Source organism: Brevundimonas sp. UBA5713 (assembly GCF_002419815.1).
In the GTDB taxonomy this organism is placed as follows: domain Bacteria; phylum Pseudomonadota; class Alphaproteobacteria; order Caulobacterales; family Caulobacteraceae; genus Brevundimonas.
In genome coordinates this window covers 1-12,373 of the sequence record NZ_DIGV01000049.1, presented here as the reverse complement: position 1 = coordinate 12,373, position 12,373 = coordinate 1, and the positions used below count along the sequence as shown (strand labels likewise).

General features: G+C 64.1%; 14 protein-coding genes. 10 read left to right on the top strand and 4 right to left on the bottom strand.

Annotation, left to right across the window (positions count from 1 at the left end):
- Positions 1-12 precede the first annotated feature (12 nt).
- Positions 13-498 carry a hypothetical protein gene (locus B3B04_RS12110; RefSeq protein WP_292043257.1) on the bottom strand — a complete coding sequence of 162 codons (486 nt, stop codon included), beginning with the start codon at positions 496-498 and terminating at the stop codon, positions 13-15.
- A 138-nt stretch (positions 499-636) separates the two neighbouring features.
- Between B3B04_RS12110 and B3B04_RS12105 the strand changes: the two genes are divergently transcribed.
- Positions 637-1,545, top strand: a complete 909-nt coding sequence (locus B3B04_RS12105; protein ID WP_292043255.1) for an alpha/beta fold hydrolase — start codon at positions 637-639, stop codon at positions 1,543-1,545.
- Between the two features lie 14 nt (positions 1,546-1,559).
- Here B3B04_RS12105 and recQ read toward each other — a convergent pair whose 3' ends face one another.
- Positions 1,560-3,425 (bottom strand): DNA helicase RecQ, encoded by a 1,866-nt coding sequence (recQ, locus tag B3B04_RS12100; RefSeq protein WP_292043254.1) that lies wholly within the window; start codon positions 3,423-3,425, stop codon positions 1,560-1,562.
- A 121-nt stretch (positions 3,426-3,546) separates the two neighbouring features.
- Between recQ and B3B04_RS12095 the strand changes: the two genes are divergently transcribed.
- The 9 genes from B3B04_RS12095 to B3B04_RS12055 all read left to right on the top strand — a co-directional run bounded on the left by B3B04_RS12095 (position 3,547) and on the right by B3B04_RS12055 (position 11,226).
- Positions 3,547-4,446, top strand: coding sequence for a class I SAM-dependent methyltransferase (locus B3B04_RS12095; RefSeq protein ID WP_292043252.1), 900 nt, complete (start codon positions 3,547-3,549; stop codon positions 4,444-4,446).
- A 51-nt stretch (positions 4,447-4,497) separates the two neighbouring features.
- Positions 4,498-5,238: a pseudouridine synthase gene (locus B3B04_RS12090; RefSeq protein WP_292043251.1), complete on the top strand. Its 741-nt coding sequence runs from the start codon at positions 4,498-4,500 to the stop codon at positions 5,236-5,238.
- 69 nt (positions 5,239-5,307) lie between these two features.
- Entirely contained in the window at positions 5,308-5,781 is a 474-nt protein-coding gene (locus B3B04_RS12085) for a hypothetical protein (protein ID WP_292043250.1), read from the top strand.
- Between the two features lie 62 nt (positions 5,782-5,843).
- A complete protein-coding gene (locus B3B04_RS12080) occupies positions 5,844-6,482 on the top strand; it encodes a phosphoribosylanthranilate isomerase (protein WP_292043249.1) in 639 nt (212 codons plus the stop codon).
- Positions 6,483-6,515: 33 nt separating this feature from the next.
- Positions 6,516-7,733 carry a tryptophan synthase subunit beta gene (trpB, locus tag B3B04_RS12075; protein ID WP_292043248.1) on the top strand — a complete coding sequence of 406 codons (1,218 nt, stop codon included), beginning with the start codon at positions 6,516-6,518 and terminating at the stop codon, positions 7,731-7,733.
- A gap of 3 nt (positions 7,734-7,736) precedes the next feature.
- Complete coding sequence (locus B3B04_RS12070; protein WP_292043247.1) at positions 7,737-8,174, top strand: hypothetical protein; 438 nt, start codon at positions 7,737-7,739, stop codon at positions 8,172-8,174.
- On the top strand, positions 8,171-9,013 hold the full coding sequence (trpA, locus tag B3B04_RS12065) for a tryptophan synthase subunit alpha (RefSeq protein WP_292043245.1): 843 nt from the start codon (positions 8,171-8,173) through the stop codon (positions 9,011-9,013). Before B3B04_RS12070 ends, trpA begins: the two co-directional genes overlap by 4 nt.
- Before the next feature lie 9 nt (positions 9,014-9,022).
- Positions 9,023-9,916 (top strand): acetyl-CoA carboxylase, carboxyltransferase subunit beta, encoded by an 894-nt coding sequence (accD, locus tag B3B04_RS12060; protein ID WP_292043244.1) that lies wholly within the window; start codon positions 9,023-9,025, stop codon positions 9,914-9,916.
- Between the two features lie 23 nt (positions 9,917-9,939).
- The gene (locus B3B04_RS12055; RefSeq protein ID WP_292043243.1) at positions 9,940-11,226 is read left to right on the top strand and encodes a bifunctional folylpolyglutamate synthase/dihydrofolate synthase; all 1,287 of its coding nucleotides are present in this window, start codon (positions 9,940-9,942) and stop codon (positions 11,224-11,226) included.
- A 60-nt stretch (positions 11,227-11,286) separates the two neighbouring features.
- Here B3B04_RS12055 and trxA read toward each other — a convergent pair whose 3' ends face one another.
- Together trxA and B3B04_RS12045 are read right to left on the bottom strand one after the other, a co-directional pair.
- The gene (trxA, locus tag B3B04_RS12050) at positions 11,287-11,613 is read right to left on the bottom strand and encodes a thioredoxin (protein ID WP_292043242.1); all 327 of its coding nucleotides are present in this window, start codon (positions 11,611-11,613) and stop codon (positions 11,287-11,289) included.
- 89 nt (positions 11,614-11,702) lie between these two features.
- Positions 11,703-12,373, bottom strand: a 671-nt coding sequence (locus tag B3B04_RS12045) for a PD-(D/E)XK nuclease family protein (protein WP_292043241.1), incomplete at its 5' end; no start/stop codon positions are given.

The window sequence follows — 12,373 nt, the reverse complement described above, 5'->3', positions numbered from 1 at the left end:
CTTTGCGGGGACTTAGCGATTAGGGCGTCCCGCCTGAATGAAGGCCGCGATGGAGGGATAGCGGGCGGTCGAGCGATCACCGTCGCAAACCATCGTCTTCACGTACGAATCCAGACTGTTATCCGGAATGCGGTCGAAGTCGTAGCCGTCGTTGATGCGGTCCTCGACCGAACCATCGGCACCAATCAGCACTTCTTCGCCCGGGCGCGATTGATTGGCCGAGCATCGAAAATCGATCGTGCCGTGGGAGTGGGTCAGGTCGCCCGCCTCGCCCGAGGCGGGTACGCGCGCCAATTTGGCCGACGTGATGCCGCCTTCGCTTTTGATCGACTGCACGTCGACCAGGAAGACGGTGGCGCTGCTACGCGACACCACGTGCCAGTCTTCGGCACCGACGGCAGGCGGAGCTTCGGTCGTGTTCTGGACAAGGCCTGCGGGAACCATGGCGAGGGTCATAGCGCTCACCAAGGCGGAACTGATGATCGAACTGAAGAACATTATTTTGTCTCCTCCCGTGAAGATTGCATTGTCGCCTTTGCGCTGTGCTTTTCAATCCAGAAATCGTGATAACGCTGTCTCGGTTTCGCCCTCTTCCCTTCCCAAGGTCGTGGCATGCGAAACCTGCTGATTTCATGCGTGATCTTGTCGGCCCTGGGCAGTGCTGCCCCCGCTGTGGCGCAGGTGCGCGGGGTCGTTCCAGCGATTGTGCCTGTGCCTGATCAGGGCAGTTTCGAATCCCGACGCATCGTGGTGGAGAGACGCGGCAATGTCGGCGGCCCGCCGGTCATTCTGCTGCCCGGTATGGCGTCCACGTCGGCGGTCTGGGAGAAGGTGCTTCCGGCGCTGGAGCGTCGCTATGATCTGCATCTGGTCACGGTGCGCGGCTTTGGTGAATACGAAGCGGGCGCCAACGCCGCGGGCTTGATCAGCGCCCCTGCCGCCGATGAGGTCCGCCGGTATGTTCAGGAACAGGGTCTGCAACGTCCTGCCCTGATCGGTCACTCCATGGGCGGCCAGATGGCCCTGCGTATCGCTGCTGATGGCGGCGAAGAGATCGGCCGCGTGATGGTGGTGGACTCGTCGCCCTTCTTCCCCGCCTTGATCGATCGCGGCATGTCGGTTGGCGATGTCGAGCCGTTCGCACGCCTCGCTTTCCAGATCGTATCCATGCTGGGCGACGAGGTGTTGCGTAGCCGCGCGCCCAATATGGGGCTGGACCTCAGTGGTGCGGCAGGCAGCGTCTTCGATGGCCTGGGCTGGCAGGGCGGTGATCGACGGGTTCTGGCTCAAAGTCTCTATGAGGTACTGACGACCGATCTGCGTCACCGACTGCCGGAAATCGTGGCACCCGTCACGGTCGTGTACGGTTGGAGCGAAGACTCCGAGAACCCGCGCGCTCAGGTCGACGGGGCTTTCCGCTATAGTTTCATGAACCTGCGCGCGCCCGCCCGCTTTGTGCGTATGACGGGGGCGGAGCACATGGTGATGATCGATACGCCGCGTCAGTTCGAGCGTGCGGTGATCGAGTTTCTCGGCCAGCGCTGACGCCCGACTGCGCGTCAGTAAGCGACGTTCAGCGCCTCGAGCACGGCCTTGCCATAGCGGTCCAGTTTTCCTGCCCCCACGCCATTGATGCGGCCCAGTTCCATCTCGTCACGCGGGCACTGGATGGCGATCTCCACCAGGGTCTTGTCCTGGAAGATGACATAGGGCGGCACGCCCTGTTCCTTGGCGCGGTCGCGGCGCCATGCTCGCAGGGCATCGAAGCGGGCGCGCACATCCGTATCGAGGCTTTCGGCGGGCAGGTTGCGGCCAATATTCTTGCGCGGCTTTTCGACGATGTTGCGCGCAGGCGGGCGTTTGACCCGTACCTCGCGCTCGCCGCGATAGACCGAACGCACCGCCTCGGCCTCGCCCAGCTTGATGATCGGATAGCCTTCGGTGGCCTCTTCGACCAATAGGCCCTCGAACATCAGATGGTCGATCACATCGCGCCAGCCCAGAATGGACAGATCAGCCCCGATGCCGAAGGTGGACAGCGAGGTCTCCCACGGCTGGCCATCCTTGGACTTGCCGATCAGGTGGTCGACCACGCGGGTGCGCCCGAACCGTTCGCCCAGACGCTGAACCGCTGCCAAGGCTTTTTGCGCAGGCACCAAGGCGTCATAGGTCTGGGGCGGATCACCACAGATGTCGCAGTGGCCGCAGGGCTGGGCATCGGCTTCCCCGAAATAGCGGCGCACCGCCTGCGGGCGGCAGGTCGAGCCATCCAGCATGGCGAACAGCTGGCGTACCTTGCGCACCTGCACGCGCTTGACCTCTTCGGCCATCGGGCGGCCTTCGAGGCGGCGCAGTGACCAGGCGATGTCGGACGGACCGAACAGGGTGATGCCCTCGGCCGGTTCGCCGTCGCGGCCTGCACGGCCCACTTCTTGCCAATAGGCCTCAAGGCTACCGGGCGGGTCGGCATGGATCACATAGCGCACATCGGGTTTGTCCACGCCCATGCCAAAGGCGATGGTGGCGACCATGACGGCGTCTTCCTCGTTCAGGAAGCGGTCCAGCCGCACGTCGCGCTCGCGGTTGTCGAAACCGGCGTGATAGCTGATGGCATTGATGCCGTTATCGCGCAGCAGCTGGGCCAGACGGTCACAGCCGTCGCGGCTGCCGCAATAGACCACGCCCGAACGGCGCGGACGCTCGGCCACCAGTTCGACCACGCGGGTATCTGTGCGGGCGCGTGATCCGTTGATCTTGCGCTCGGCGCTCAATTGCAGGTTCGGGCGGGCAAAGCTGTCGACAAAGACCTCGGCCCCCTGAAGGTGCAGGGAAGCGATGATGTCATCGCGCGTCCGAGCATCGGCAGTGGCGGTGACGGCAATGCGCGGCACACGCGGAAACACCTCGGCCAGCTTGCCCAGGGTGCGATAGTCAGGGCGGAAGTCATGGCCCCACTGCGACACGCAGTGCGCCTCGTCGATGGCGATCAGGCTGACCGGCAGTTCGGACAGACGCTCCAGCATGGCCCCCGTGGCCAAGCCTTCCGGCGAGACATACACCAGGTCCAGCTCGCCATTGCGGGCCGCGCGCCAGACGGCGCTGCGCTCATCGGCGGACAGGCCGCTGTCCAGTCGGGCCGCCGCCACGCCCTGCTGTTTCAGCGCCTCGACCTGATCGGTCATCAGGGCGATCAGGGGCGAGACGACGATACCGACGCCTTCACGCAGAGTGGCGGGCACCTGATAGCAGACGCTCTTGCCGCCGCCGGTGGGCAGGACGGCCAGCACGTTCTTGCCCTGCATCACCTGTTCGATGACGCCAGCCTGAAGTCCGCGAAAATCCTTATGGCCCCAGACCCGCTCCAGCAGGACCCGCGCATCACTCATCGTGGGCGAGTTGTCGGGGTAGGGGGCGTAATCCAGCATGGGCGGCTGTGTGCCACTATTCGGCGCGGCCTGTCATCCCGCACAAAGGGCCAAGGACGCAGATGTGATCGCCCTTTTGTCCCTGTCGCCTAATGGATGCGAACCCAGTATAGGAGCGGCCATGACCAGCCTGATTTATGGCCGCCCGCCGGCAGTGTTCGATCCTCCCCAATCCGCCACCCAGACCTCGCCCCTGATCCCGGGGTCACAGGCACTGGAAGCCATGGCGGATGGATCGGCCGAAGAAATCACCGTCTATGCGCCTCCGGGTGCCGTCGAGCGCCGCTATGTGCTGGCGCAGGCGCTGCGGGTTCTGAAAGTGGGCGGGCGACTGGATGTCATGGCCCCCAAGGACAAGGGCGGCTCGCGTCTGGCCAAGGAGCTGAAGAGCTTCGGCCTGACCTTTAGCGAAGAGGCCAAGGCTCACCATCGCCGCGCCAAACTGGCTCGCCCCGAACAGGTCGAGGCGCTGGACGAAGCCATCAAGGGCGGTGCACCGCGCATCGTGCCGGGTCTGGAAGCGTGGTCGCAGCCGGGCATATTCGCATGGGACCGCATAGACACCGGCACGGCCCTGCTGGCCGACGCCTTGCCTGCCTTGAAGGGTAAGGGGATCGATCTGGGCTGCGGCTATGGCGCGCTGGCGACGGTGGTGCTGCGTAGCACAGCGGTGACCAGCCTGCGCATGGTTGATCTGGACCGCCGCGCCATCGACGCTGCCCAGCAGAACGTCAGCGATGAGCGCGCCAGCTTTGAATGGGCTGATGTCCGTACGCTGGAAGCTGATGGCACGCTGGACTTTGTCGTCTCTAATCCGCCCTTCCACGATGGCGGTATCGAGGACAAACGTCTGGGCCAGAAATTCATCCGCAAGTCGGCGGAGCTGTTGAAAAAGGGCGGCGTGGCGTGGATCGTCGCCAACCGACACCTGCCGTACGAGAAAGACCTGAACGAGGTCTTCAAGCGCGTGACCATGGTTGCTGACCAAAACGGCTTCAAGATTTTTGAGGCAGTGAAGTGAGCCTCCCTCAAGCAGTGAGCCGCCGCGCGGCGAACGGTAGGGAGAAATAAGATGGCGAAAGTTCCCACCAGCCGCCTCGACAAACTCCTGTCCTCCATGGGCTATGGCTCGCGCAACGAGATCGCGCGTCTGGCCAAGGTCGGCGGGGTGACGCTGGATGGCGAGGACCTGACCGACGCCACCAAGCGCATTCCCGTCACGCCGGACCTGCCGACGCGCATGGAGATTGACGGCGAGCCTTTGGACCCCGTCGCGGGCATGGTCATCCTGCTGAACAAGCCCTTGGGCATGACCTGTTCGCACAAGGAAGACGGCGCGCTGGTCTATGACATCCTGCCCGACCGCTGGCGCAGGCGTGATCCGGCCATCTCCACCATCGGTCGGTTGGACAAGCAGACCTCGGGCCTGTTGCTGCTGACCGATGACGGCGACCTGCTGCACCGTGTCATCAGCCCCAAACGCCATGTGAAAAAGGTCTATCGCGCCAAGCTGGCCCGTCCGCTGAACGGCACCGAAGGCGATCTGTTCGCATCCGGCCAGATGATGCTGGAGGGCGAGGACAAGCCGCTGTCTCCGGCCCAGCTTGAAGTCATCTCCGAGACCGAAGCCCTGCTGAGCGTGACCGAAGGCCGCTATCATCAGGTACGCCGCATGTTCGCCGCCGTGGGCAACCACGTCGAGGAACTGCACCGCGAACGTCTTGGCGGGCTGGCCCTGCCCGACGATCTGGCCCCCGGACAATGGAAGCTGCTGACGCCTGAGGAGATCGCTTCGATTTTCGAGGGGAACTGAAAAGGGCTACCGGAACGTCCCGATCTGTCGCACGCTGTTCTTTAAGGAGAAACACAGGAAACGACGGATATGAGTTCATCTTCTACCCGCCCGCTGGACCAGATCGAACAGATGCTGGTTGATCAGACCCGCTCCCTCGACGGCTTTACCCATCGTGAACTGACCGAGTTGGCCCAACAGTTGCGCAGCCGTCGCGAGCGGGCCCAACGGACCATCCGTCAGCGCAATCGTGACGCGCGCCTGACGGGCAAGCCGTCAGCTGACAAGTCTCTGCAAGAGAAGAAGGCGGCACTGAGCGAGGCCATTGAGCGGCTGAACCTTGTGCTCGACGAACGGGCTGCCAATCGCACCGGTCCCAGCGCTTCGGCGGCCTCCAAGCCTGCAAAGGCACCTGCAAAAGCACAATCCAAGGCGGCTGCGGCACCCGAGGCCGAAAAAGCTGCCAAGCCTAAGGCTTCGGCTAAGGCCGCCACAAAATCGGCGGATAAGACCGCATCCAAAGAGGCACCGGCCACCAAAAAACCGGCTGCCAAAAAGACCTGATCCTGACAACGGGTCCAAAGCGACCTTGACCTTACGCTCAGGGTCGCGCACCCCCTTTCCTCATGACCGAGGTAAAGATCTGCGGGCTGAGCACCCCCGAGACACTGGCTGCCGCGCTGGATGAAGGCGCGGCCTATGTCGGGGCGGTGATTTTTCCCAAGAGCCCGCGCCATATCGAGCCCGAGGCTGCCGCTGAACTGTTCGCGGCTGCGCGTGGCCGGGCGGGCATTGTCGCCGTGGTGGTCAATCCGGACGATGCCGTGCTGGCTCATATCAGCCAGACCTTGAAACCCGACTATATCCAGCTGCACGGCACCGAGACGCCGCAGCGCGCGCGTGAAGTCCGCGCACTGACGGGCGCAAAAATCATCAAGGCCCTGTCGATCCGTACCGACGCGGATGTCGTAGGATGGCAGGACTGGACCGATGCTGCCGATATCCTGCTGTTCGATGCCAAGCCGCCCGAGGGGGCCAGCCTGCCCGGCGGGGTGGGGCACAGTTTCGAGTGGTCGCTGATGACCGGCCGCGCACTTCCGGCAAAATGGTTTCTCGCAGGGGGGCTGGATGCGGCCAATCTGGGTGAAGCCTTGCGCCAAACGGGCGCTCCCATGGTGGATGTCTCCTCTGGCGTCGAGCGTGCGCCGGGTGTTAAGGACATTTCCCTGATCCGTGATTTTATGAAGGCCGCGCGCCGGTCCTGATTTCGACGTTTTCCTCCCCTGTAGATTGCAGCCGTGAACGCACCCCTGACCAACACCTACGCCTGGCCCGATGAACAGGGTCGTTTCGGTCCCTATGGCGGACGCTTTGTGCCCGAAACCCTGATGCCGCTGATCCATGAACTGGACGCGGCCTATAAGGCAGCCAAGGCGGACCCGACCTTTCAGGAAGAGCTGGACGGCTATCTGAAATACTATGTCGGTCGCGAAAGCCCGCTCTATCACGCAGAGCGCCTGACCGAGCATTTTGGGGGCGCGCGTATCTGGCTGAAGCGCGAGGACCTGAACCACACCGGCGCGCACAAGATCAACAACTGCATGGGCCAGATCCTGCTGGCCCGCCGCATGGGCAAAACGCGCATCATCGCCGAGACCGGTGCCGGTCAGCACGGCGTGGCCTCGGCCACCGTCTGCGCGCGCTTTGATCTGCCGTGCACGGTTTACATGGGCGCTGTCGACGTCGAGCGGCAGCAGCCGAACGTGTTCCGCATGAAGCTGTTGGGTGCCGAAGTGAACGCCGTCACAGCGGGTGCGGCGACCCTGAAAGACGCGATGAACGAGGCCATGCGTGACTGGGTCACGAATGTCGCCAATACCTATTACATCATCGGCACGGCAGCCGGTCCCGCGCCCTATCCGGAGATGGTGCGCGACTTCCAGTCGGTGATCGGCAAGGAAATTAAGCAGCAGTCGATGGAGCAGATGGGGCATCTGCCACAGGCCGTTGTGGCCTGCATCGGCGGTGGCTCCAATGCCATCGGGGCCATGCACCCCTTCGTCAACGACGAAGAGGTTCGCCTGATCGGTGTCGAAGCCGCAGGGCATGGCCTTGATGTCGATAATGGCCATGCGGCCTCGCTGAAGGGCGGTCGTCCGGGCGTGCTGCACGGCAACCGCACCTATCTGTTGCAAGACGATGATGGCCAAATCCTCGAAGGCCACTCGATTTCGGCGGGCCTCGACTATCCGGGCATTGGCCCCGAACACGCTTGGCTGAACGATTTGGGGCGCGGTGAATACCGCTCGACCACGGACGCCGAAGCGCTGGAAGCCTTCCAGATGATCTCCAAGCTGGAAGGTATTATTCCGGCGCTGGAGCCATCGCACGCTCTGGCCCGTGCGGGCGAGATTGCGCGTGAAGTGGGCAGGGGCGGCGATGTGGTCGTCGTTCTGTCCGGTCGTGGCGACAAGGACATCTTCACTGTCGCCAAACACCTTGGTGTGGAGCTTTAACCCATGATGGTTACCCTGATGGCCGCCGCCCTGCTGGCGGCCCCGCAAGACGCGCCGGTGACGACGGCCCCGCCCGTGGCCGCCGAGGCCGTAGCCATCCCATCCGATATTCCGGTGCTGGCTCCGGCCACGGCGTCGCCCGACTGTGGTGGCCTGCTGCGCGCTCCCGCCTTCTGCGTGACGGCCCGCATGGATCAGATCGCCACCCTGGCCGACACCTATCTGGCGCAGCTGGCCGAGAAAGACTGGCTGGCGGCTGACGGTGACGACAACCGCGTCATTCTGGTCAAGCGCCGCGAGAGCGGTGGCTGCGATGGCATGCAGATGCTGGCCTTCTTCGATACCAACCTGCCACAAACGGCAGAGGCCACGGCCTATCTGGGCTTTGCCAACATCCCGGGCGACGTCTGCGCCGCTCCGGCGGGAGGCACGCCCCAGTGACGACGGTCCGTATCGATGCCCGCTTTGCCGCGTTGAAGGCTGAAGGCCGCGCGGGCTTTGTACCCTATGTAATGACGGGTGACCCTTCGCGTGAAGAGGCGCTGGAAATCCTCAAGGGCTTGCCCGGTGCCGGTGCTGACATCATCGAACTGGGTCTGGCCTTTTCGGATCCGATGGCCGAGGGCCCGCCGATCCAGCGCGCGGCTCTGCGTGGTCTGGCCTCGGGTATGACCCTGCGCGGCACGCTCGATCTGGTGGCCGAGTTCCGTAAGAGCGACGACGCCACGCCGCTGATCCTGATGGGGTATCTGAACCCCGTGGAATCCTATGGCTATGACCGCTTTGCCCGCGATGCCGCCGAAGCGGGTGTCGATGGCTTGATCGCCGTGGACTGCCCGCCCGAAGAGGCTGCCGATCTGGCGGCGGCCATGGATGCCAACCAGCTGTCCCTGATCCGTCTGGCCACGCCGACGTCTGACGATGCGCGTCTGGCCACCATTGTTCAGGGCACCTCGGGCTTTGTCTATTATGTCTCGGTTGCGGGCGTAACGGGCGTGAAGGAAGCGCAGGCGGCTTCGGTGGCTCCGGCGGTCGAGCGTGTGCGCAAGGCATCCGGACTGCCGGTCGCGGTCGGCTTTGGCGTGAAAACGCCAGAGCGCGCTGCCGAGATCGCCCGCGTGGCCGATGCTGTCGTGGTCGGCTCGGTTCTGGTGGACGAAGTGGCCGCCGCGCTGGAAGCCAACCAGTCCGCGGCTCAGCGTGTGTTGGACAAGGTTCGTCAACTGTCTTCGGCCGTTCGCGGTGCGCGCACTAGTGCTTCCGCTGCGGAAACCGTTTAAAGAGCCCCCATGGTCGATAAGAATTCCGAGAACAAGGGCCGCGGTGGCTGGCTCTCGCGCTTTGCCCCCGGCGTCCGCAAGGTCGTTAAAGACACCACGGACACGCCTGACAATCTGTGGGTGAAAGATCCCGACACGGGCGAGATGATCTATCGCTCGGACCTCGAGGCTGCCCTGTGGGTCACGCCGTCGGGCCGTCACATGCGCATCAATGCGCCGACCCGCCTGAAGGCGACGTTCGATGACGGCCAGTTCGAGCCGATCGACACCCCCGCTGTGCCGGAAGACCCGCTGAACTTCTCGGACGGCAAGCCCTATAAGGAACGTCTGGTCGCCGCCCGCAAGGCGGCCGGTCGTCCGGACACCATGGCTATTGGCTATGGCACCATTGACGGCACCCCCGCCGTGGTCATCGTTCAGGACTTCACCTTCATGGGTGGTTCGCTGGGCATGGCTGCGGGTGAAGCGTTCATCACGGCCGCTCAGGAAGCCGTGAAGCGCGGCGTGCCGCTGGTCTGCTTCACCGCTGCCGGTGGTGCCCGTATGCAGGAAGGGGCCCTGTCCCTGATGCAGATGGCCCGCACCACCTTGGCCATTCAGGACCTGAAGGCTGCGCAACTGCCGTATGCTGTGGTGCTGACCGACCCGACCACGGGCGGCGTCACCGCCTCCTACGCCATGCTGGGCGATGTGCATCTGGCCGAGCCGGGTGCCCTGATCGGCTTCGCCGGTCCGCGCGTCATCGAGACCACCATCCGCGAAAAACTGCCGCCGGGCTTCCAGCGAGCCGAATATCTCAAGGACAAGGGCATGGTGGACAAGGTGGTGACCCGTCACGACCTGCCGCAAACCCTTGGCCGCATCCTGTCCATCCTGATGGACGGCAAGCGCAAGGCTGCTTGATCATTTGAGGGGCGCGTCGCGTCTTGGACCCGATTTCCGAACGTCTGAAGGCGCGACACCCCCAGCGCATTGACCTGTCGCTGGGCCGTATGCAGGCCCTGTGCAAGGCTCTTGGCAATCCGCAGGACCGCCTGCCGCCCGTCATCCACGTGGCGGGCACCAATGGCAAGGGATCGACGGTGTCGTTGATCCGCGCCATTGCCGAGGCCTCGGGCCTCAAGGTTCACACCTATACCTCGCCGCACCTGGTGCGCTTTAATGAGCGCATCCGGCTCGCGGGCGAGCTGATTTCCGATGAGGTGTTATCGGCCATTCTGGATCGCGTTGAAGCGGCCATGGCTGAGCATGACATCGAGGCCACCGTCTTCGAAAGCACCACGGCGGCGGGCTTCCTCGCCATGGCTGAAACGCCCGCAGACCTCGCCATTATCGAGGTGGGTCTGGGCGGTGTGCTGGATGCGACCAATGTGATCGAGCGTCCGCTGCTCAGCGTCATTACGCCCGTCGATCTGGACCACGCCGAGTTTCTGGGCACCGATCTGGCTGGCATTGCGCGCGAAAAGGCGGGCATCATCAAGGCCGGAGCCCGCTGTGTGGTCGCCCGCCAATCCGAGCCTGTCATGGCCGAGATCGAGCGCCGCGCGGCGGAGGTCAACTCTCCGCTGACGGTTGCGGGTGTGGATTTCGACGCTTGGGCTGAGCGCGGTGGCTTGGCGTTTCAGGACCAGACGCGCTTCCTCGATCTGCCCGCACCGGCCCTTTCGGGTGCGCACCAGTTCGACAATGCGGGCGTGGCTGTGGCCGCAGCGCTGGAACTGGACCTGCCCGAAGCGGCCATCGCCAAAGGCTTGCAGTCCGTTTTTTGGCCCGCGCGCATGCAGCGGCTGACGGCGGGCAAATATGCCGAACAGGCCAAAGCCGTTGATGCCGAACTGTGGCTGGATGGCGGGCATAACCCCCATGCCGCCCGTGCGCTGGCCCGCGTGCTGGCCGAGCGTCAGGCCAAGGCTCCGCGTCCCACGGCCATGATCGTGGGCATGCTGGGCAATAAGGATGCAGGCGGTTTCTTCGAAGCGCTGAAAGGCATCGAGGCGCAGGTCATCACTGTGCCGTTCGAAGGCGCAGCCGCCGAGCCGGAAGCCTTGGCCACCGTCGCGCGCGGTCGCGGCTTCGGGGCCATGACGGCGGGCTCGGTCGATGAGGCTATGGCCCGCGCCATCGATCTGGGGGCCGGTCGCATCCTGATCTGCGGCAGTCTTTATCTGGCAGGCGAAGTGCTAGGGGCCTCGCCCGAGACCCTGCCGAAATAGCCAGCAAAAAGGGCGGCACCGTCCGACGGGCCGCCCTTTATATTTACCGGATCGGATCGATCAGCTGACGCCGGACTCGGCCAGCCATTCGACGATCTTGCCCTTCGGCATCGGACCGACCTTGATGGCGGTCATCTGGCCGTCCTGGAACAGCATGAGGGTCGGGATACCCTTTACACCCAGTTTCGACGGGGTCATGGGGCTGTCGTCGATGTTGACCTTGGCGATGGTGACCTTGTCACCGATCTCGTCGGACAGTTGCTCCAGTGCCGGACCGATCTGTTTGCACGGACCGCACCACTCGGCCCAGAAGTCCACCAGCACGGGCTTGTCGGCCTTCAGGACGTCGGTTTCAAAGCTGTCGTCGGTGACCTTGAGAGTGGCCATAATCGTCTCTTTCTTTGTGTCGGCATGGACCACGGCCATGCGCCTTCCCCGTTGATGTGGGGCAGTTCCGTCTTTGAATCAATGGCCGCTCAGGTCAGGACCTTCATCAAAATGTCGTTCGGTACCGGCATCAGCTTGGGCCCATCGGTCCAGACCAGAGCTGCCTCGACCGTGCGATCACGGTAGAGTTGACGCAGCACAGCCGCATAGACCGCCAGCTGTGTCAGATAGGCCGGATCGACATTATCCAGATCATCGGGCGCAGGACGGTTGGTCTTGTAGTCCACCACCAGAACCCGCTCGGGGGTGATGACCAGACGGTCGATCTGGCCGTTGATCTTCACCCCTGCGGGCAGTTCGGGCGCGGTGCCGGTCAGGGCCACTTCGGCGCGCGAGCCGGGGCCGAACACAGGCGCAAAGCGCGCATCATCCAGCACGCTGAACGCCGCCGTAATCATCTCGGCGCGCTGGTCATCGTCCAGATCGGTTTCCTTGGACAACAGGCGCTCGGCCATAGTGCGGCGAAGATCGGGGGCAATATCGGGCAGGCGCTCCAGCAGGCGGTGGATCAGATCACCACGACGGAAACGGCCCAGCGCTGCGCCACCGGTCGGGGCCGTGGCCAGAGGGGACGGGGCCGGGATGCGCTTGGTCTTGCGTTCGGCCTCCATCTGCGACGGGGCGGCAAAGCGGGCCGAGGCGTCGGCGGCGGGGCGGGTGATGGCCCAGTCCGGTATCTGAACCGCCTCTGCGGCCACGC